The organism is Modicisalibacter sp. (genome assembly GCF_055145905.1).
The window spans coordinates 29677-50108 of the sequence record NZ_JBSREH010000033.1; the positions used below are offsets into that span (position 1 = coordinate 29677).

The window sequence follows — 20432 nt, forward strand, 5'->3', positions numbered from 1 at the left end:
TCAGTCGTCCTCGCCCCCGACCGGGGCCAGCGTCCTGGGATTGAAGTAGACTTCACGGCGATGGCCGTCGGCATCCAGCGCGTAGACCTCGTAGCAGCCCTCTTCCTGCTTGACTCGCTTGATGTCCCAGCCCTTCGCCGAGAGCTGCTGTTCCAGAGCGCTCTGGGGCTGCCACTGGTCCTTGGGCACCTGGCAGCGATCGCCGGCCAGGGCGCTGCCGGCCAGGGTCAGGGCGGCGAGGGCGGTTGCCGTCAGCACGGTCGTCTTCATGGAAATCTCCTCTCAGGGTGTTATTGGTGTCACGCGCGGTGACCGTGCCCACGCTAGAGCCCCAAGCTTAACGATGGCTTAAGAGGAGAATGACGAAGCGATGACGGCGCGCGGTGCGGCCTGGCCGGGCCTGGCCTGGCCGAACCCGGGCATCACACCACCAGCACGTTGCCCAGCATACCGATCATGAAGCCCATCACCGCGCCCAGCGGCGGGGTCCAGTGATTGCGCATCCGCGACTGCGGTGCGATGTCCTGAAAGACCAGATAGAGGATCCCGCCCCCGGCGAAGGCCATGATCGCGGCGGTCAGTGCCGGCCGATCCTCCAGGAACAGGTAGCCCAGTCCTGCCGCCAGCGGCCCCAGCACGCTCACCGCCAGCAGCACCAGCAGGATCCGGCGGGAGGACAGCCCCAGCCGGCGCATGTCGCGGAAGGCGTTGAAGCCTTCCGGCAGGTTCTGCAGGCCGATGAAGGCCGCCAGCAGCGTGCCCAGCCGCCGGTCGTGGCCGAACACCGCCCCCAGCGAGATCGCCTCCGGCACGAAGTCCATGAGCAGCGCCATGAACTGTGCCCAGTTGCCGCCACGCCGCTCGAGGTAGGCATCGATCACGCAGAACAGCCCGCCCCCGACCAGAAAGGCCGCCGCCAGGCCGGCCGGCGGCAGCGCCACCATGCCCTCGGGGATCAGGGCGAAGGCCACCGCCGCCACCAGGATGCCGCCCCCGAAGGCCACGATGCCGTGCATCAGCTCCTGCTGGGTCGCCGTCCGGGCCCGCCCGCCGAGCCGGGCGCCCAGGCCGCCGGCAAAGGCGCACAGCCCGGACAGCCAGGCGACGGTGACGATGGTGGCAAGGATATCCATGACGCGCGCTGCTCCCTCCGGCTCGAGATGAGGCCCGAGTATGCCACGAGCCCGTTGCCCACGACCTCCCTCGCTAGCCGCGGCGCGACTTATCCGGTAAGCTGCAGGCCCGCTGCCCCGCCGGCACCTTCGCGCCGGCCCCATCCTGCAGCCACCGAGAGATTTCATGAGCTTTGCTTCCCTGGGGCTGTCCGCCCCGCTGCTGAAGGCCGTGGCCGAACAGGGCTACGACACGCCGTCACCGATTCAGGCCAAGGCGATCCCCGCCGTGCTGGAAGGCCGCGACGTGATGGCCGCCGCCCAGACCGGCACCGGCAAGACCGCCGGCTTTACCCTGCCGCTGCTCGAGCGGCTCAAGGAGGGCCCGCGCGCCCGTCCGCGCCAGGTCCGCGCCCTGGTGCTCACCCCGACCCGCGAGCTGGCCGCCCAGGTCGGCGAGAGCGTGGCCACCTACGGCAAGCACCTGCCACTGACCAGCACCGTGGTCTTCGGCGGGGTCAAGATCAATCCGCAGATCGCCGCCTTGAAGCGCGGCGTCGACGTGCTGGTCGCCACACCCGGCCGCCTGCTCGACCTGCACGGCCAGCAGGCCGTGAACTTCGATGCCCTCGAGGTGCTGATCCTCGACGAGGCCGACCGCATGCTCGACATGGGCTTCATCCACGACATCCGCCGGATTCTCAAGGTGCTGCCGGCCAAGCGCCAGACGCTGATGTTCTCGGCCACCTTCTCCGACGAGATCCGCCGCCTCGCCAAGGGCCTGGTCGACGAGCCGGTGGAGGTCGACGTCGCGCCGCGCAACACCACCGCGGCCACGGTGAACCAGTGGGTCTGCCCGGTGGACAAGCCGCGCAAGCCGGCGCTGCTCAGCCACCTGATCCACAGCGAGGGCTGGGATCAGGTGCTGGTGTTCACCCGCACCAAGCACGGCGCCAACAAGCTCACCCGCCAGCTCGAGGCCGACGGCATCGAGGCCGCGGCGATTCACGGCAACAAGAGCCAGAACGCCCGCACCAAGGCGCTCGGCGGCTTCAAGTCCGGTGAGATCCGCGTGCTGGTGGCCACCGACATCGCCGCCCGCGGCCTGGATATCGACCAGCTGCCGCAGGTGGTCAACTTCGAGCTGCCCAACGTCGCCGAGGATTACGTTCACCGCATCGGCCGTACCGGCCGAGCCGGTGCCAGCGGGCAGGCCGTGTCGCTGGTGTGCAAGGAAGAGAGCAAGGAGCTCGCCGGCATCGAACGGCTGATCAAGCGCAACCTGCCGCGCCACCCGATCAGCGGTTTCGAACCGGGCCAGGCCGTCGACACGCCCGACGCCGAGCGCAAGCCCGGCGCACGCCGCGGCCAGCCTCGGCCCGCGCCCCGTGGCGACACTGCGTCACGCCCCGACGAGGAAGCCCGCCAGCGTCCGCGTCGCCGCCGGCGTGGCGGTCGCAACCGCCGGCGCGGCAATGGGGCCGCCGCCGGCGAATAGGCCGCGTTACCGACCTGACGCCAGACGCACGACGGCGGGCCAATGGCCCGCCGTCGTGCGTCTGGCCCATGCGTTCAGGGCGCCGCCGAGCAACACCCCCGCGCCACTTCGTGGGACAGCCGAATATGCGTGTCCAGCAGGGCCCGGGCTCCCTGGATGTCGCGGGCCAGCGCCAGCTCCACCAGCGCCGCGTGCTGCTCGTCCAGCGTGGTGCGGATTCCGGGGTTGGGCGGCGCCATGCGCCGATAGCGATCGAACTGGTCGTGCAGCTGGCCGATGAAGCGCAGCAACCAGGGCGACCCGCAGGCCCCCAGCAACGCCCGGTGAAAGCGCAGGTGCGCCTGTTCCCACTCCTCGATGCGCTCCGGCTGCTCGTCCGCCCGCCGCAGGCGATGCGCCGCTGCCAGCAGCTGCGACTCCCACTCGGAATCCCCGTTCTGGAACGCCTGGGTCAAGGCCATGCACTCCAGCTGCGTGCGCAGCCCGGCGATATCGTCGAGCTCCTCGAGACGCATCGCCGGCACCCGAAAGCCCCGCTGGTTCTCCTGCTCGAGCAGGCCATAGGCCGCCAGCCGATTGAGCGCCTCGCGCAGCGGGCTCAACCCCACCCCGTAGTGCGTCTTCAGCGCGCTGATGGCGAGCTTCTCGCCGGCCGCGAAACGCCCGCGTATCAGGTCATGCTTGAGCGCCTCGAAGACCTGGCTGGACGCCGTGGTGCCGGCGGAGGGCGATGTGGTCATGGTGCCCCTCTCGTTGATCGATCGCGGTGACGAAAAAACAGGCTGTTGACGTTATCCCAGTCACGGGCCATAGTCATTTCCCTAAAAATCGATTTTTTTATCAATAACGATTTATACCACAACAATCGATTGGAGACGGCATGCTGACGCCCTTTTCCCCCGCCACCCCGTATCCTTCGCAACGCAGTGCCACCTATGCCCGTCATGGCATGGTCGCCGCCTCCCAGCCCCAGGCCAGCCAGATCGGCCTCGACATGCTCGCGCGCGGCGGCAACGCGGTGGATGCCGCCATCGCCACCGCCGCGGCCTTGACGGTCGTCGAGCCGACCGGCTGCGGCATCGGCGGCGATGCCTTCGCGCTGGTGTGGATCGCCGATGATAATCACGGCAAGGGCCGGCTCCACGGGCTCAATGCCAGCGGCCAGGCCCCCCAGGCCCTGACCCGCGAGGCGGTGATGGCGTCAGGCCACGGCGAAATGCCGCTCTACGGCTGGACGCCGGTCACGGTGCCGGGTACCCCCGCCGCCTGGGCCGAGCTGTCACGCCGTTTCGGCAAGCTGGATTTCGCCACCCTGCTGGAACCGGCGATCCGCCTGGCCCGCGACGGCTTTCCCGTGTCGCCGGTCATCGCCAGCCTCTGGCAGCGCGCCGAGTCCACTTTCCGCAAGCACCTGACCGACCCCGCCACGGCCGCCTGGTTCGACACCTTCACGCCGGCGGGACGCGCCCCGCGGGCCGGCGAGTGGCACCGCTGCGAGGACCAGGCCCGCACCCTGGAGGCGATCGCCGAGACCCGCGCCGAGAGCTTCTATCGCGGCGAGCTCGCCGAACGCATCGACGTCTTCTCCCGCGAGACCGGCGGCTACCTGCGTGGCACGGACCTCGCCGCCTACGCGCCCGAGTGGGTCACGCCCATCGCCGCGCGCTACCGGGACGTGGATGTCTGGGAAATCCCCCCCAACGGACAGGGCCTGGTGGCGCTGATGGCCCTGCGCATCCTGGAAGGCTTCGATCCGGTCGGGCGCGACGACCCGGCCACCCTGCATCGCCAGCTCGAGGCCATGAAACTGGCGTTCATCGACGGCCAGACCCACATCACCGAACCCGCGCACATGACGCACGACGTCGCCGCCCTGCTGAGCGACGCCTACACCCGGGAGCGGCGCGCCCTGATCGGCGAGCACGCCCTCGACCCGCGCCCCGGTCAGCCGCAGGCCGGCGGTACCGTCTACCTGGCCACCGCCGACGACGCCGGCAACATGGTGTCGTTCATCCAGAGCAACTATCACGGCTTCGGCTCCGGCGTGGTGGTACCGGGCACCGGCATCGCCATGCAGAACCGCGGCCACAACTTCAGCCTCGACCCCGGGCACGACAACGTGCTGGCTCCGGGCAAGAAGACCTTCCACACCATCATTCCGGGCTTTCTGACCCGCGACGACGGCGTGCCGCTGGGCCCGTTCGGGGTGATGGGCGGCTTCATGCAGCCCCAGGGGCACGTCCAGGTGGTGACCAACCTGGTCGACTTCGGCCTGAACCCGCAGGCCGCGCTCGACGCGCCCCGCTGGCAATGGATGGGCGGCAGGCGCATCGGCGTCGAGCATCATTTCCCCGCGCCCCTGGTGCGCGCCATGGCCGAGCGTGGCCATGACATGCGGGTCGAGCATGACAGTCGCGGCTTCGGACGCGGGCAGATGATCATTCGCGACCCCGACACCGGGGTCTACTGCGGCGGGACCGAACCGCGCACCGACGCCAGCATCGCGGTGCTGTGACCATGGCGTCGCAACGACAGCTGTTTCTCGCCTTCCTGCGCGTGGGCCTGTTCGGCTTCGGCGGCGGCCCGTCGATGATCCCGCTGGTGCACCAGGAGGTGGTCAAGCGCCATGCCTGGATGGACGACGAGGCCTTCGCCGACGTGCTGGCGATCGGCAACACCCTGCCCGGCCCCATCGCCACCAAGATGGCCGGCTACATCGGCTATCGGGTCGGGGGTGCCCTGGGCGCCGTCAACGCGGTGATCGCCGTGGTCGCCCCGGTGGTGGTCGCCATGGTCGCGCTGCTCGGGCTCTACGCCCGGCACGGTGACCAGGGCTGGGTCCAGGGCATGGGCCAGGGCGTGGTGCCGGTGGTGATGGTGATGATGGCCAGGCTGACGCTGGATTTCTTCAACAAGGCCCGGGCCGGCCTCGGCTGGGTGCTCACCCTGGCCCTGGGCGGCGCGGCGGGCGTGCTGATCTACGGGCTCGGCATCCACCCGGGGCTGGTGATCGGCGCCCTGCTCGTCGCCGCCCTGCTGCGCCCCGAACGGCGCGAGTCCACGAAGGAGGCCAACTGATGCTCTACTGGCACCTCTTCATCGCCTTCTTCATCCCCAACATCGTCGGCTATGGCGGCGGCCCGGCGATCATCCCGCTGATCGAGAACGAGGTCGTGGGCCGCTACGGCTGGATGACCGCCCAGACCTTCGCCGAAACCCTGGCACTGGGCAACGCCCTGCCCAGCCCCATCGCCACCAAGATGGCCGGCTACATCGGCTACGACATCGGTGGCGTTCCCGGCGCGCTCGTCGCCCTGTTCGCCACCGTGGCCCCCTCGCTGCTGCTGATGCTACTGGCGCTGGGCACGCTGTATCGCTACCGCGACTCGATCAAGGTCAAGTCGATGAGCCAGTGGGTGCGCCCGGTGGTCATGGTGCTGATGGCATTTCTGACCTGGCGCTTTCTCGACGAGGGGCTGGCAAGTGCCGGCCTCCTGCACACGGCGATCATCGGCGGCGTGGCGGCGCTGCTGTTGGGCGCAACACGGATCCACCCCGCCGTCGCGGTGTGCTTCGGACTCGGTTATGGCGCGCTGCTGCTGGGCTAGCGCGCCAATGAGCATCCAGGCGGCGCCGGGCGCCGTCCGGACCGGCCCGCTGGGGCCTTAACATTCCACAGCCAACAAGGACAAACAGCATGGCTACCCTATCTCGGACTTTGCGTCACATTACCCAACAACCCTGGAAAGCCGCCGTCGGCGGGCTGCTCGCCGGCAGCCTGGCGCTGGCCGGGGGCAGTGCACTGGCCGCCGAAGGCGATTATCCCACCAAGCCGGTCGAGCTGATCGTTCCCTGGTCACCGGGCGGTGGCAGCGACACCCTGATGCGCGTGGTCTCGAATCATGCCGAGCCCTACCTCGACCAGCCGATGCCGGTCATCAACATGCCCGGGGTCAGCGGCACCATCGGCCTCAAGGAGCTGTCCCAGCGCGATGCCGACGGCTACAGCGTGGGCCAGCTTCACGAGGGGCTGCTGGTGGCCAACCATACCGGCCTGACGCCGCTGAACTGGGACGACTTCGCCCCGGTCGCGGCGCTGACCGCCTCGCCCCAGTACCTCACCGTCAACGCCGACAGCCCCTGGCAGACCTTCGGCGAATTCATCGACTACGCCAAGCAGCATCCCGGGGAAATCCGGGTCGGCGTCACGCTCGGCGGCATTCCCCACCTGCATGCGGCGATGATCGAGGATGCCGAGGATCTTTCCTTCCGCTACGTCGGCTTCGAGGGCACCGGTGCCCGCATTCGGGCACTGGTCGGTGGACACATCGACGCGGCGATCGGCGACATCGCCTCCAGCGGCGAGTTCGTCAAGAACGGGGACCTGCGCTTCCTCGCGGTCGGCAGCCAGGAGCGCCAGGACGAGACGCCGGACGTCCCGACCTTCGCCGAGCTGGGCTATGACCAGCTGTCGCTGAACATCATCCGCGGCATCATCGCGCCCAAGGGCACGCCGCAGGCCCGCATCGATACCCTGGCCGAGGACCTCAAGGCCCTGTCCGAGGATTCCGACTTCGTCTCCGGTGTCGCCAACGCCGGCGCCAAGGTGCATTACATGGGTCCCGAGGCCTACGCGGATTACCTCGAGACCACCGATGCCACCGTCGAGCGGCTGGCCGGGAAGCTTGCCAAATGAGCCGGGCCAGCATGACCCACTCCCCCCGGCCGGCAGGCCGGGAGGGAGCCGTCGAGACCACCGCCAGCCAGGCGAATGCGCGCGCGCATATCGTGCTCAATGCCGCCCTGGCGATGCTGTTCGTCGGGCTGTTCGCCCAGTCGGCCTCCCTGCCGTCCTCGATGTGGGAGCCCCTGGGTGCCGGCAGCTTCCCGCAACTGGTTCTGGGTGCGCTGATCGTCATCAACCTGGCCATCATCGTGCAGGAGGCGAAACGCTATCCGCGGCTCGCCGCTCCACCGCACGGCCTGGTCCGCGACTGGCTGTGGCGTCACCGGCTGGCAATGGGCGTCCTGGGCCTGTTCGCGCTGTTCAGCCTGGCGGTCCCGGTGCTCGGCTTCCCGCTGTCCGCGCTCGCCTTCCTGCTGCTGGTGCAGATCCTGCTGGGCGCACGGCGGCCACGCAGCCTGATTATCGCGCTGGTCATCGCCGGGGTCTTTTCGTTCGGCCTCGACTGGCTCTTCCGCGACGTATTCGTGATCAGCCTGCCGCGCGGCCCGCTGGGCTGAGCGCAGGCCTGCGATCCTTGAAAGGAGACTCGCCATGATGGAAACGCTGCTTTCCGGCGTGGAACAGCTTTTCACCCTGGGGACGATGGTCAGCATGCTGCTCGGCGTGATCGCCGGCGTCATCGCCGCGGCCATTCCCGGTTTCACCATTACCATGGCCATCGTGCTGACCCTGCCGCTGACCTTCACCATGGCGCCGCTGCAGGGCGTGGCGACCATGCTGGCGGTGTACATGGGCGGCTACTCGGGTGGCCTGATCAGCGCGGCGCTGCTGGGCATCCCCGGCACGCCTTCCGCGGTCGCCACCACCTTCGACGCCTTTCCCATGGCACGCAGCGGCCAGCCCGGGCGCGCCCTGGCACTGGGCATCTGGTCGTCCTTCTTCGGCGCACTGGTGAGTGCGGTCATCCTGATCATCGCCGCGCCGCCGCTGGCCATGGTGGCGGTCAAGCTCGGCGCCTGGGAATACTTCTCGCTGATCATCTTCGCCATGACCGTGGTCGCCAGCCTGGTCGGCAAGTCGATGCTCAAGGGGCTGATGACCGGGCTGCTGGGGCTGTTCATCGCCACCGTCGGCGCCGACCCGATGATGGGCGTGGCCCGCTTCACCTTCGGCAGCGACCTGCTGGCCGACGGCTTTCCGTTCCTGGTGGTACTGATCGGCATGTTCGCGGTCAGCCAGCTGCTCCAGGAAGTGGAGGACGCCGAACAGATCAAGCAGGGCAAGCGCCTGATCAACGCCGACGTGTCCTTCAATCCGCTGACGGCGATGCGCGAGACGCTGGCCTACCCGGTCAACCTGTTGCGTTCCTCGCTGGTCGGGGTGTTCATCGGCGCGGTGCCCGGGGCCGGCGGCAGCATCGCCAACCTGCTCGCCTACGACCAGGCCAGGCGGGCCTCGCCCACACCGGAGCGCTTCGGCACCGGTACCCCGGAGGGCGTGATCGCCTCGGAATCCGGCAACTCGGCCACCTCGGGCGGCGGGCTGATTCCCATGATCGCGCTGGGCATTCCCGGCAGCGCCGTCGACGCGGTGCTCATGGCCTCGCTGATGGTGCACGGAATCGGCGTCGGGCCGCGTCTTATCCTCGACCACGGCGACCTGGTCTATGGCATGTTCACCGCCATGCTGGTGGCGGCGGCGATGGTGCTGGTGGTGTGCCTGTTCAGCATGCGCTTCTTCCTGCGCGTGACCGACATTCCACGCTCGATCATCGTGCCGGTGGTACTGGTGTGCTGCGTGATCGGCGCCTTCGCCCTGAACAACCGCGTGACGGACATCTACCTGCTGCTGGGTGTCGGCGTCATCGGCTACGTGCTGAGCAAGCTCGAGTACCCGCTGGCGCCGCTGGTGCTCGGGGTCATCCTCGGCCCCATAGCCGAGACCAACCTGCGCCGGGCGCTGATGACCGACGAGGACTGGACGCTGTTCTTCACGCGACCGATCTCGCTGATCCTGCTGGTACTGGCCGTGGTGTCCGTCGCCCTGGCCATCCGCCACCGCCTGCGTCAGCGGCATGCGCCGGCAACCTGAGCCTTCATGCGCCTGCCCGTGCCGCCACCCGCTTCCCGTCCATGAACGAAAACCGCCGGGCCAGGGCCCGGCGGTAACAAGGGAAACAGCCCCTCACCCGTTGTCAAGGTGCTCGAAGATCGCCGCGAAGTCCTCGCGGCCGCGTCCGGCCTGCCTGGCGCCGGCATAAAGTTCCTTGGCGAGGTTGGCCAGGGTCATCGGCTGCTCGTGCTCGTAGGCGGTCAGTGCCAGCAGGTGCAGGTCCTTGTGCATCCATTCCAGCGGGAACTGGGGCTCATAGTCGCCACGCCGGATCAGTTCCGCCTTGCCGGTCAGAAATGGTGCCGATACCGGCAGCCCCGGCAGGGTGTCCATGAGGAACTCCCGCGAGAAGCCGAGCTTCTCGCCCAGCAAAGCGGTTTCCGAGAACACCGCCATCGACTGGGCGAGCTGGGCGTTGACCAGCATCTTGAAGCTGGTGCCCTGCCCGGTGTCGCCGACGTGCAGGATCTTCCCGCCCATGTGCGACAGCAGCGGCTCGATGGCCTCGAAGTCGGTCCGCTCACCGCCGACCAGGAAGGTCAGCGTCCCGTCCTCGGCCGGCTGACGGGTACCCGCCACCGGCGCATCGACGAAGCGTACCCCGTGCTCCCGGGCACGTTCGGCCATGGCGCGGCTGAACGACGGATTGACGGTGGAACAGTCCACCCACAGGGCATCGTCACGCATCGCCGGCACGAAGCCGTCCTCGCCGAAGGCGACACTCTCGACCACCTCCGGCGAGGCCAGCATGGTGAAGACCACCTCGGCCTCCGCCACCGCCTCGCGCCAATTATCGGCCGTGGCGGCGCCAGCCTCCTTCAGGGCCGCGAGCGGCTCCGGCGAGCGGTTGGCCACGGTCAGCTCCAGCCCCTCGTGCGCCAGCAGGTTGCGGGCCATGCGCCGGCCCATGATCCCCAGTCCGATGAAACTTGCCTTCATGTGACACTCCCGGTTCGATGGATGGTCAGGCTCAGTATTCCAGACAGATCTTGCCGAAGTGCTTCTGGGATTCCTGATGGCGGAAGGCGTCGGCGATCTCGTCGAGCGCGAAGGAGCGATCGATCACCGGGCGCAGGCCGCAGGCTTCGATGGCCCGGATCATCTCGACCTGGTCCCGGTGGCTGCCGACGATCAGCCCCTTGAGCGTGGCCTGCTTGGCCATCAGCTTGGCCGTGGGCACTTCGCCGCCGCGGCCGGTGAGCACGCCGATCAGCGCGATATGCCCGCCGATCCGCACCGCCTCGATCGACTGCGGCAGGGTACCCGGCCCACCGACCTCGATGACGTGATCCACGCCACGCCCGCCGGTGAGTTCCTTGACGCGCTTGCCCCACTCGGGCTCGGTCTTGTAGTTGATGGTGTGGTCGGCGCCCAATTCCTGCAGGCGTGCAATCTTCTCGTCCGATGACGAGGTGGCGATCACGGTGGCACCGAGCTGCTTGGCGAACTGCAGGGCGAAGATCGACACCCCGCCGGTGCCCAGCACCAGCACGCTGTCACCCGGCTTGATGTGGCCGTCCACCACCAGCGCCCGCCAGGCGGTGAGACCGGCGGTAGTCAGCGTTGCCGCTTCGGCATGGCTGTAGCCGGCCGGCGCGTGGGTGAACCAGCCGGCTGGACGCACGACCTGCTCGCGCGCATAGCCGTCGACCCCGTCGCCGGGCACCGTCGTGAAATCGCCCACCGGCGCCGGCCCGGTCTGCCAGGTGGGGAAGAACACCGATACCACGCGGTCACCGACGGCGAACGCCTCGACGCCCTCGCCGACCGCCTCGACCACACCGGCCCCGTCGGACATCGGAATCCGGCCATCCTCGGTGGGCATCGCCCCCGACACCACGCCATAGTCGTGGTAGTTGAGCGAGCTGGCATGAATCCGCACGCGAATCTCGCCCGGACCGGGCTGGCCGGCTTCCGGGCGTTCCTGCACTTCCAGATGATCCAGCCCGCCCGGGGCCTTCAGTGTCACCACCTTCATCACCGCCTCCTTCTCTCAGTTTGATAGCGTCCAAATCATTCTTGGCATCGAGTGCCGGGAACTTCAAGGGATGCACCACGTCGAGTTGGCTAAACTGACGGGAACGCTCTAGGCTGGAGCCGCTCCGGCCCCGGCACGGTGCACGCACCACCCCGAGCTGTGCAGGAGTACACATCGCGCCGGGAGGAATGCGCTCGGGCCAGGACAGGCCGCTACCAGCGCTCCGGCGGTTTCCAGGGAAGGCATTCAGGGAAGGACAGCCCATGACCCCGTATAGACAGCGCGACGGCCAGGCGCAACCCGTTGGCTGGTCGCAGGCGGTGCCACGGTGGGCCGCCATCGGCATCTTTCTGTATCTCTCCGTGTTTGCGCTGGGCTTTGCCCAGCTGTTTCTCGTGCCCATCGTGCTGGCATTCCTGCTGTCGATGGTCTTCAGCCCGGTACGTCGCACCCTGCACCGGCGCGGCCTCTCGCAAGGTCTGGCAGCGATTCTCATCATGATCGCCCTGATGGTGGGGCTGGCCACGCTCGCCACCGCCCTGGCCGTACCGGTCAGCGGCTGGCTGAACAATGCCACGACCATCGAGCGCAAGATCGAGACGCGCCTCAACGAAGTCTCGGGCCCGTTCAGCGGCTTCTTCAGGGCCAAGGAGAAACTCGAGTCGATGACCGAGTCCGACGACAGCAATGTCCAGCAGGTCGAGATGCAGGACAGCACCCTCACCAAAAAGCTCGCCGGCCTCATACCCACCTTCGTCACCCAGTGCCTGTTCACGCTGGTACTGCTGCTGTTTCTGCTCGCCTCGGGCGACATGTTCTATGAAAAGATCGTGCACGTGTTGCCGACCCTGCGCGACAAGAAACGCGCGGTGCGCATCACCCAGGACATCGAGCGCAAGCTCTCCCGCTACCTGTTCACCATCACCCTGATCAACGCCGGCCTGGGCACCGCGGTCGGCATGGCCATGTGGCTGCTGGGCATGCCCAGCCCGCTGAGCTTCGGCATCATCGCCTTCCTGTTCAACTTCGTTCCCTATCTCGGCGCCCTGGCCGGCATCCTCATCGCCTCGGTCGTGGCGCTGGTCTCGTTCGACTGGCTGGGCTGGCCGCTGATCGTCGCGGGGACCTATTTCTTCCTGACCACGCTGGAAGGCCAGATCATCACGCCCTACTTCGTCGGTCGCAGCCTGCGGCTCAACACCGTGGTGGTGTTCCTGACCATCTCCTTCTGGGCCTGGCTGTGGTCGGTGGTGGGCATGATCGTCGCCGTGCCGCTGCTGGTCGCGGTCAAGACACTCAGCGAGCATATCGACAGGCTGGAACCGCTCGGCCACTTCCTGGCCGAACGTCACGCCGAGCCACCGCGCCACGACATCGATTCGGCCAGCGACTAGCCCTGCCCGGGCGACGCCCCCGTTCTTCCGACCCATCTATGCTGAAGGCAGGGGCGTCGGATGCCGTACTGCAGGGGGCGGTTCATGGATGAGGTCACCCGTCAGTTCATCGCCGGTCATCAGGTGCTGCTGCGCCTGACGGTGGCCCTGCTGCTGGGCACCCTGATCGGTCTGGAGCGCGGCTGGGAAGCCCGCCATCAGCAAGCCGGCCAGCGCATCGCCGGCATCCGTACCTTCGCCCTGGTCGGCCTGCTGGGCGGTGTCGCCGCGCTGCTCGCCGAGCGTCTGACCGTATGGGCCTTCCCCACCCTGTTCCTGGGCGTCATCGCCACCGGCCTGACCGCCTACCGGGCGCGGCTCGCCCAGGTACCCAACTACAGCATCACCGGCCTGGTGGGGCTGATGCTGACCTTCAGCTACGGCGCGATCGCCGTGGCCGTGGAGCCGGCCATAGCGACGGCGGCCGCGGTGATCACCGCGATCATCCTCGACAACAAGGCGGCGATCCACGGCCTGCTCAACCGGCTTCAGGCCCACGAACTCGACGCCGGGCTCAAGCTGCTGTTGATCTCGGTGGTGGTGCTGCCGCTGCTGCCCAACCGCAACCTGGGGCCCGGCGGGGCCATCAACCCCTACGCGATCTGGTGGATGGTGGTGCTGATCGCCACAATCTCCTTCACCGGCTACTTCGCGGTGCGGGTCGGCGGAACCCGCAAGGGGCTGCTGTTCACCAGCCTGTTCGCCGGCCTGAGCTCGTCGACCGCACTGACCCTGCACTTCTCGCGCCTGTCGCGTCGCTCACCGGCGCTCGACCCGGTGCTGGCCGCCGGCATCCTGATCGCCTGCGGCACCATGTTCCCGCGCATGCTGCTGCTGGGCACAATGCTGAATCCGACGCTGGCCGCCCGCCTGCTGCCGCCGATCGCGGTGATGGCACTGCTGCTCTATCTCCCGGCGCTATTGCTCTGGCGATCCAGCCGACGCAAGTCGCCGGTGGCGGGACCGGCGCTCGAGCAGAACCCGCTCGACCTCAAGTCCGCCCTCTACTTCGGCGGCCTGCTGACCGGCATCATGCTGCTCGGTGAGTGGTGCCGCGAATGGCTGGGCGATGCCGGCATCTACCTGCTGTCGGCCGCCTCCGGGATCGCCGACGTGGATGCCATCACCCTGTCGCTGGCTCGCATGTCGCGCGCCGCACTCGACCCCGCGACCGCCGTGATCGGCATCGTCGTGGCGGCGGCCGTCAACAACCTCGTCAAGACGCTGATGGCCGCACTGATCGGTTCCGGCAAGCTGGCGATCCGTGTCGCCGGCCCCATGCTGCTCTCGCTGGCGGCAGGACTGGTCATCGCCTGGTGGTGGTGACGACGCACTCGGCTTTTCCGCACCGGTCTCGCTGCCGACAAACGCTTCCGATCACGCCTACATGGCGATTTCGACCGGATTCACCAACCGCGCGAAGATCTCGTAGGGCAGCTGCATGACCTCGGTGTGGCTGCAGGCATTGAAGGCAATCAGGTCGGCCTGGGTCAGGTGCGGCGAGACGAAGACTTCCATCCCGAAGAGGTTGCCGAACGGCGGCATCGCGCCGACCTCGCAATCCGGCAGGCTGTCCTGGAAATCCGCCTCACTGGCCAGTTCGACGCTCTCGGCACCCACCGATCGCGCCATGCGCTGCAGGTTGACATGGTCGCTCGCCGGCAGCACCGCCAGCGCCAGGCGGCCGTCGATCGATACCACCACGCTCTTGGCGAAGTGGCGGCCGGAAACATGCACCGCCTCGGCGATCTCCTGGGCGGTAAAGGCCGGGGAGTGGTGCATGATGACGTACTTGACGCCCTGCTCATCCAGATATCGTGTCACGCGCTCCATGGCCATGACGTTCACCCTCGCGTTGATGGGACAAGGCGCACCGTTGTGCGCCCACAGGGGCAGCAACGATGCGCGGGGACGCTGCCGCCCCGGTAAAGGGCGGCGTCACGCCCGTCGCCTTCGACATCAGGCGGGCCTGCCGCCGTGCCCCCCGTGCCCGCGCATGTTGATCAGCGACCAGATGGCATCGCCGCCGACCAGCACGCCCATGATGAAGCTGTTGATGGCCGCGTTGGTCAGTCCCAGGAAACCCAGGGCAAAGGGCGCCACCAGCAGCCAGACGCCCAGCGCCAGCAGTAGCCATTCTTCCCAGGCCTTCTGTTTCCAGATCGCCAGCGCGGACATGGCGATCAGCACCAGGCCGACCACCAGGGTGCTCCACATCGCCAGCGAGGCCGTCGTGGCAAAGCCGAGCACATAGGGGGATACCGCCAGCCAGGCGCCGAACAGCAGCATGATCCGGTCGCGCCAGCGGGAATGCAGTTGTGCCGTCTTCATGATGCACCTCCCGTCCCTCGGTTGATGGCGTTCACGGTGACGCCGTGTCGCCTCTTCTGGGTATAGGCGCTCCGTGCGAGGTTTCCATGCGCTGGGTCAACAGACGATACGCCCCTGTTCCGCCCGGCGCTTGTTGAGTAAGATGCCTGTCTTCGCTGATGACTGTGACGAGACGAACGACATGGGCAGGGCCTTCCAGAACCGCAAGGAATCCATGGCCAAGACGGCCGCCGCCAAGACCAAGGTGTACAGCAAGTACGGTCGCGAAATTTACGTCTGCGCCAAGGCCGGCGGGACCGACCCCAACGGCAACCTGGCGCTGCGCGGGTTGATCGAGCGCGCCAAGAAGGATCAGGTGCCCTCGCACGTGATCGACAAGGCCCTCGACAAGGCCTCGGGCGGCGGTGGCGAGGACTACTCGGCGGCGCGCTACGAGGGCTTCGGCCCCGGCAGCTGCATGGTGATCGTCGACTGCCTGACCGACAATCCCAACCGCACCTTCGGCGACGTGCGCGCCTGCTTCAACAAGGCCAAGAGCAAGCTCGGCACCCCGGGCAGCGTCAGCCACATGTTCGACCACTGCGCCATCCTCGCCTATGCCGGCGACGACGAGGAAGCCGCACTGGAAGCCCTGATGGAAGCCGACGTCGATGTCACCGACATCGAGAACGAGGACGGCCGCATCACCGTCTTCGCCCCGCATACCGAGTATGCCAAGGCCAAGCAGGCGCTGACCGACGCCTTCGGCGAGCTCGACTTCGAGGTCGACGAGATCCAGTTCATCCCGCAGACCACCACCCCGGTCGAGGGCGACGACGTGGCGATGTTCGAGAAGCTGCTCGACACCCTCAACGACCTGGACGACGTGCAGCGCGTCTACCACAACGCCGACGTCGCCGACGCCTGAACCCCGCCGGAGCGCCGGGCCGCCGGATCGCCGAACCGCCGGACCGCTGCCCCCGGCGGCACGGCCGACACATCTTCGCTACGCTGATGGCCGGGGCACGAAGCCCCGGCCATTCGACGACAGGAGGTGTGTCATGCCCGCCCATTCCAAAGCCCAGCAGAAGGCCGCCGGCGCCGCGCTCGCCGCCAGGCGTGGCGAGCAGAAGGTCAGTGACCTCGACGGGGCCGCCCGCTCGATGTACGACTCGATGGACGAATCCGAGCTAGAGGCGATGGCCGCCACCTCGCGCAAGGACAAGCCGAAGCACGACAACCACTCGTCCTGATGCCCCTCCGCCTGCGGCCGCCGCGCCGAACGGCCGCAGGATCGAGCAAGAATCCGACAGGATCGCATTACCACCCCACGCCGAACGCTGACCATACTGCCGGGTGCAAGTTGTGTCTTTCGCCACGACAGGAGTCATTGCATGCGTTATCGCCAGTTGGGCAATACCGGTCTGTTCGTTTCCGAGCTGTGCCTGGGCACCATGACCTTCGGCGGCCAGGGGGAACTGTGGAGCCAGATCGGCGACGTGCAGCAGAGCGACGCCGACCGTCTGGTCGGCCGCGCGCTGGAGGCCGGCATCAACTTCATCGACACTGCCGACGTCTACTCCGAGGGCCGCTCGGAGGTCATCACCGGCCAGGCCTTGAAGAATCTGGGCGTGCCGCGGGACGAGGTGGTGCTGGCCACCAAGGTGTTCGGCGAAACCGGCCCCGGCGTCAACGCCCGCGGGCTGACCCGCTACCACATCATGGAAGGCGTCAAGGCCAGCCTGAAGCGCCTGCAGGTCGATCACATCGACCTCTATCAGGTGCACGGCTTCGACCCGGCCACGCCCATCGAGGAGACCCTGCGCGCCCTGGACAACCTGGTCAGCCACGGCCATGTGCGCTACATCGGCGTCTCCAACTGGGCCGCCTGGCAGATCATGAAGGCCCTGGGCATCGCCGAGCGCCGCGGCCTGGCTCGCTTCGAGTCGCTGCAGGCCTACTACACCCTGGCCGGCCGCGACCTGGAGCGCGAACTGGTCCCGATGCTCGACAGCGAGAAGCTCGGTCTGATGGTCTGGAGCCCGCTGGCGGGCGGCCTGCTCAGCGGCAAGTACGGCCGCGACAAGGACGCCGAGGCCGGCAGTCGTCGCACCCACTTCGACTTCCCGCCGGTCAATGTCGAACGGGCCTATGACTGCATCGACGCCATGCGCACCATTGCCGACGCGCACGGCGTCTCGGTGGCGCGCATCGCGCTGGCCTGGCTGCTGCATCGCCCGGCGGTGACCAGCGTGATCGTCGGCGCCAAGCGGCTCGAACAGCTCGATGACAACATCGCCGCCACCGAGATTCGCCTGAGCGACGACGAGCTGGAAACCCTCGACCGCGTCAGCGCCCTGCCACCCGAGTACCCGGGCTGGATGCTGGAACGCCAGGGCGAGGTCCGGCGCCAGCAGCTGGACGACTCGGCCAGGGAGTAAAAGGACGACACGGCGGCCTACCGGGTCGCCGTGCCCCGAGCGCGCCTTTCAGTAAGCGATGCGGTGGTCTACCGTGAGATGAACAGCGTTGCCAAACGCTTTCGTTAACCAACGAGCCACCGCCCATGAAGCCTGCCGAGCCAGAACAACGTCCGCCCCCCCTCCGCCCGCCAACACCAGATGGCACTATTCGCCCGCAACTTCTTCAAGCACCCGAAGATGCTGGGCTCGATTATCCCGAGCTCTCGCTTCCTCGTGCGGCGCATGCTGAATCACGTCGACTGGCAGCGCACCCGGGTGCTGGTCGAGTACGGACCGGGAGTCGGCACCTTTACCCGCGAGATCCTGAGGCAGATGCCTGCCGATGCGGTACTGATCGTGATCGAGACCAACGCGGACTTCGTCGACTACATCCAGCGCGTCTATCCCGACCCTCGCATGCAGGTCGTCCATGGCTCGGCGGCCGACATAGAGCAGATCCTCGCTGAACGCGGCCTGGGCCAGGTCGATTACGTCATCGCCGGGATTCCCTTCAGCACGTTGCCCAGTTACGTCGGCGAAAGCATCCTCAATGCGACACATCAGGTAATCTCGCCCGCCGGAACCTTCCTGCTCTATCAATTCTCCCCCAGGCTCCTTCCCACGCTGCGCAAGACCTTCTCCAAGGTGACCCGCGAGTTCGAGCCGATCAACTTCCTGCCGGCGCACTTCTATCGCTGCAAGCCCTGACCCCGGAGGCGACCGCACAACACGGATCAGGGCGCCTTCGCTTCGACCGGCCGGATCACGTTGCCGACGTCGTCGGCCACCAGCAGCCTGCCGCGCCGGTGTGGGCAACCTGGAAGGCGTCCTTCTTCCTCGCGCTTTCTTACCGCAGCAGGGGCCAGCAGCACGCCCCTGTCAAAACCGCCCGCTGAATGACACCGGCCCGCCAACCGTGAGGTTGGCGGGCCGGGATTCAGGGCCCAGGCTCCGCGGGAGCCGGCGTGCCGATCAGCCTGTCTTCGACTTCACGCCTTCCTCGATGCGCCGGCCGATCTCGGCGTCGATGTTCTTCCAGTATTCGAAGACCCGTGAGAGCACCGGCTCCTTCACCCCCCCCGCGACATGACCGACCACGTTGTTGACCAGCCGCTCGCGGGCCGCGTCGTCCATCACCTGGTTGATCAGGGCGTTGGCCTGGCCGTAGTCGTCATCGTCCCGGCGTAGGGCGTAGGGCGCGCGCACCATCTGGCCGTGGGCCTCCCAGGTGGAATCGGTGGGATAACGTTCGCCGTCCGCCGCCGGGCCGCCCTTGGAGTTGGGCGCATAGACCGGATCGGAGACCTTGTTGATGCGCATCGCCCCGTCCTTGCTGTAGCTGTGGACCGGCGCCACCGGCGCGTTGACCGGAATGTGCTTGTAGTTGACGCCGAGCCGGGCCCGGTGCGCGTCGGCGTAGGAGAACACCCGGGCGACCAGCATCTTGTCCGGGCTGATGCCGATGCCGGGGACCAGGTTGTTGGGCTCGAAGGCCGCCTGCTCGATCTCGGCGTGATTGTCGGTCGGGTTGCGGTCGAGCGTCAGCTTGCCCACCTTGATCGGCGGATAGTCCTCGTGCGGCCAGACCTTGGTCAGGTCGAAGGGGTTGAAGCGATAGGTGTCCGCCTCGGCGAACGGCATGACCTGCACGTACAGCGTCCAGCTCGGGTGCTCGCCGCGCTCGATCGCCTCGAACAGATCGCGGGTATGGTAGTCGCTGTCCTCGCCGGCCAGCCGATCGGCTTCTTCCTGGGTCAGGCACTCGATGCCCTGGTCGGTCTTGAAGTGGTACTTGACCCAGAACTTCTCCCCTTGGGCATTCACCCACATGTAGGTGTGGCTGGAATAACCGTTCATGTGGCGCCAGGTCTTCGGGATGCCGCGGTCGCCCATCAGCCAGGTGACCTGATGCGCGGACTCCGGCGACAGGGTCCAGAAGTCCCACTGCATGTCGTGGTCGCGAAGGTTGTTGTCGGCGCGGCGCTTCTGCGAACGAATGAAGTGCTGGAACTTCAGCGGATCGCGCACGAAGAACACCGGCGTGTTGTTGCCGACCATGTCGTAGTTGCCTTCGCTGGTATAGAACTTCAGCGCGAAGCCGCGCGGGTCGCGCCAGGTGTCCGGGCTGCCGCGCTCGCCGGCCACCGTGGAGAAGCGGCTCAGTACTTCGGTCCGGGTGCCGGGCTGGAAGACCGCCGCCCGGGTGTACTGGCTGACATCCTCGGTGACCTCGAAATGCCCGAAGGCACCGCTGCCCTTGGCGTGGGGCTGACGCTCGGGAATGCGCTCGCGATTGAATTGGGCCATCTGCTCGATCAGGTAATGATCGTGCAGCACCAGCGGGCCATCCGGGCCGACGGACAGTGAGTGTTCGTCGCTGGCAACCGGGATGCCGGCATCGGTGGTCGTGGGCTTGCGATTGTCGGTCGTCACGATGATTACTCCCCTTTCTATAACCGTGGCCTGGGCAGCCACGCAGTGGTGTCTCGGCCGGCGGCCGTGCCTGCAGATCCCTGCAACCGCCCGGCGTCTCGCGGCCGGTGACGAACCGGCTGCACGCCCCGAGAGACGAAAAACGGTGATAGCCCGTCGGCCTCGACCGAACGGAACGCACGAAGGGAGTTATAGTTAGTCACGCGAGTGCCTGTCCAACGCCGCCGGCGGCGCCGGACCGGCAGAATCGGTCCGGTAGCCCACAAGTCCTGTTCCGATCCATTGCCCGCCCTCGTCGCCAGCCCGCACCACACGGCGGCTGGAGCACCAACCGACCGCGCGGGTAACGGCGCGCTTCATAGCGGCGTTCGATGCCGGCCATGGTTATTATTCATCGCCTTGTGCCA

At 67.5% G+C, this 20432-nt stretch carries 21 protein-coding genes; 13 read left to right on the forward strand and 8 right to left on the reverse strand.

From position 1 onward, the window contains the following. The gene (locus tag ACTCB7_RS10550; RefSeq protein ID WP_163649817.1) at nucleotides 1-270 is read right to left on the reverse strand and encodes a PepSY domain-containing protein; all 270 of its coding nucleotides are present in this window, start codon (nucleotides 268-270) and stop codon (nucleotides 1-3) included. Between the two features lie 152 nt (nucleotides 271-422). Then, a complete protein-coding gene (locus ACTCB7_RS10555) occupies nucleotides 423-1133 on the reverse strand; it encodes a ZIP family metal transporter (protein WP_463006644.1) in 711 nt (236 codons plus the stop codon). Between the two features lie 166 nt (nucleotides 1134-1299). Here ACTCB7_RS10555 and ACTCB7_RS10560 point away from each other — a divergent pair, with 166 nt between their 5' ends. Continuing rightward, complete coding sequence (locus ACTCB7_RS10560; protein WP_463006645.1) at nucleotides 1300-2610, forward strand: DEAD/DEAH box helicase; 1311 nt, start codon at nucleotides 1300-1302, stop codon at nucleotides 2608-2610. A 74-nt stretch (nucleotides 2611-2684) separates the two neighbouring features. On the opposite strand, the gene ACTCB7_RS10565 is transcribed toward ACTCB7_RS10560, so the two are convergent. Further along, nucleotides 2685-3350 carry a GntR family transcriptional regulator gene (locus ACTCB7_RS10565; protein ID WP_463006646.1) on the reverse strand — a complete coding sequence of 222 codons (666 nt, stop codon included), beginning with the start codon at nucleotides 3348-3350 and terminating at the stop codon, nucleotides 2685-2687. 140 nt (nucleotides 3351-3490) lie between these two features. Between ACTCB7_RS10565 and ACTCB7_RS10570 the strand changes: the two genes are divergently transcribed. From ACTCB7_RS10570 to ACTCB7_RS10595, 6 genes are all read left to right on the forward strand, one after another. Next, nucleotides 3491-5125, forward strand: a complete 1635-nt coding sequence (locus tag ACTCB7_RS10570) for a gamma-glutamyltransferase family protein (protein ID WP_463006647.1) — start codon at nucleotides 3491-3493, stop codon at nucleotides 5123-5125. Nucleotides 5126-5127: 2 nt separating this feature from the next. After that, nucleotides 5128-5688 (forward strand): chromate transporter, encoded by a 561-nt coding sequence (locus ACTCB7_RS10575; RefSeq protein ID WP_463006648.1) that lies wholly within the window; start codon nucleotides 5128-5130, stop codon nucleotides 5686-5688. Further along, complete coding sequence (locus ACTCB7_RS10580; protein ID WP_463006649.1) at nucleotides 5688-6218, forward strand: chromate transporter; 531 nt, start codon at nucleotides 5688-5690, stop codon at nucleotides 6216-6218. The genes ACTCB7_RS10575 and ACTCB7_RS10580 overlap by 1 nt, the downstream gene beginning before the upstream one ends. 89 nt (nucleotides 6219-6307) lie before the next feature. Further along, a complete protein-coding gene (locus ACTCB7_RS10585; RefSeq protein WP_463006650.1) occupies nucleotides 6308-7306 on the forward strand; it encodes a tripartite tricarboxylate transporter substrate binding protein in 999 nt (332 codons plus the stop codon). Between the two features lie 11 nt (nucleotides 7307-7317). Further along, nucleotides 7318-7854 carry a tripartite tricarboxylate transporter TctB family protein gene (locus ACTCB7_RS10590; RefSeq protein ID WP_463006651.1) on the forward strand — a complete coding sequence of 179 codons (537 nt, stop codon included), beginning with the start codon at nucleotides 7318-7320 and terminating at the stop codon, nucleotides 7852-7854. Nucleotides 7855-7888: 34 nt separating this feature from the next. Then, nucleotides 7889-9388, forward strand: coding sequence for a tripartite tricarboxylate transporter permease (locus ACTCB7_RS10595; RefSeq protein ID WP_463006652.1), 1500 nt, complete (start codon nucleotides 7889-7891; stop codon nucleotides 9386-9388). 93 nt (nucleotides 9389-9481) lie between these two features. Here the strand turns inward: ACTCB7_RS10595 and ACTCB7_RS10600 are convergent, their stop codons facing one another. Then, complete coding sequence (locus ACTCB7_RS10600) at nucleotides 9482-10348, reverse strand: NAD(P)-dependent oxidoreductase (RefSeq protein WP_163649809.1); 867 nt, start codon at nucleotides 10346-10348, stop codon at nucleotides 9482-9484. A 31-nt stretch (nucleotides 10349-10379) separates the two neighbouring features. Continuing rightward, a complete protein-coding gene (locus tag ACTCB7_RS10605) occupies nucleotides 10380-11387 on the reverse strand; it encodes a zinc-dependent alcohol dehydrogenase family protein (RefSeq protein ID WP_463006653.1) in 1008 nt (335 codons plus the stop codon). A 263-nt stretch (nucleotides 11388-11650) separates the two neighbouring features. Between ACTCB7_RS10605 and ACTCB7_RS10610 the strand changes: the two genes are divergently transcribed. Both ACTCB7_RS10610 and ACTCB7_RS10615 read left to right on the forward strand, forming a co-directional pair. Continuing rightward, complete coding sequence (locus ACTCB7_RS10610; RefSeq protein ID WP_463006654.1) at nucleotides 11651-12781, forward strand: AI-2E family transporter; 1131 nt, start codon at nucleotides 11651-11653, stop codon at nucleotides 12779-12781. An 84-nt stretch (nucleotides 12782-12865) separates the two neighbouring features. Next, nucleotides 12866-14146 (forward strand): MgtC/SapB family protein, encoded by a 1281-nt coding sequence (locus tag ACTCB7_RS10615; RefSeq protein WP_463006655.1) that lies wholly within the window; start codon nucleotides 12866-12868, stop codon nucleotides 14144-14146. 57 nt (nucleotides 14147-14203) lie between these two features. Here ACTCB7_RS10615 and ACTCB7_RS10620 read toward each other — a convergent pair whose 3' ends face one another. After that, nucleotides 14204-14659 carry an aminoacyl-tRNA deacylase gene (locus tag ACTCB7_RS10620; protein ID WP_463006656.1) on the reverse strand — a complete coding sequence of 152 codons (456 nt, stop codon included), beginning with the start codon at nucleotides 14657-14659 and terminating at the stop codon, nucleotides 14204-14206. A 120-nt stretch (nucleotides 14660-14779) separates the two neighbouring features. Beyond that, nucleotides 14780-15151 (reverse strand): SPW repeat protein, encoded by a 372-nt coding sequence (locus ACTCB7_RS10625; protein WP_463006657.1) that lies wholly within the window; start codon nucleotides 15149-15151, stop codon nucleotides 14780-14782. A gap of 181 nt (nucleotides 15152-15332) precedes the next feature. Here ACTCB7_RS10625 and ACTCB7_RS10630 point away from each other — a divergent pair, with 181 nt between their 5' ends. From ACTCB7_RS10630 to ACTCB7_RS10645, 4 genes are all read left to right on the forward strand, one after another. Continuing rightward, a complete protein-coding gene (locus ACTCB7_RS10630) occupies nucleotides 15333-16058 on the forward strand; it encodes a YebC/PmpR family DNA-binding transcriptional regulator (RefSeq protein WP_463006658.1) in 726 nt (241 codons plus the stop codon). 133 nt (nucleotides 16059-16191) lie between these two features. Further along, a complete protein-coding gene (locus ACTCB7_RS10635; protein ID WP_463006659.1) occupies nucleotides 16192-16383 on the forward strand; it encodes a DUF3008 family protein in 192 nt (63 codons plus the stop codon). 141 nt (nucleotides 16384-16524) lie between these two features. Beyond that, entirely contained in the window at nucleotides 16525-17571 is a 1047-nt protein-coding gene (locus tag ACTCB7_RS10640; protein WP_463006660.1) for an aldo/keto reductase, read from the forward strand. A 180-nt stretch (nucleotides 17572-17751) separates the two neighbouring features. Continuing rightward, the gene (locus ACTCB7_RS10645) at nucleotides 17752-18300 is read left to right on the forward strand and encodes a class I SAM-dependent methyltransferase (RefSeq protein WP_463006661.1); all 549 of its coding nucleotides are present in this window, start codon (nucleotides 17752-17754) and stop codon (nucleotides 18298-18300) included. A gap of 264 nt (nucleotides 18301-18564) precedes the next feature. Here the strand turns inward: ACTCB7_RS10645 and ACTCB7_RS10650 are convergent, their stop codons facing one another. Further along, the gene (locus tag ACTCB7_RS10650) at nucleotides 18565-20025 is read right to left on the reverse strand and encodes a catalase (RefSeq protein ID WP_224416572.1); all 1461 of its coding nucleotides are present in this window, start codon (nucleotides 20023-20025) and stop codon (nucleotides 18565-18567) included. Between the last annotated feature and the right edge of the window lie 407 nt (nucleotides 20026-20432).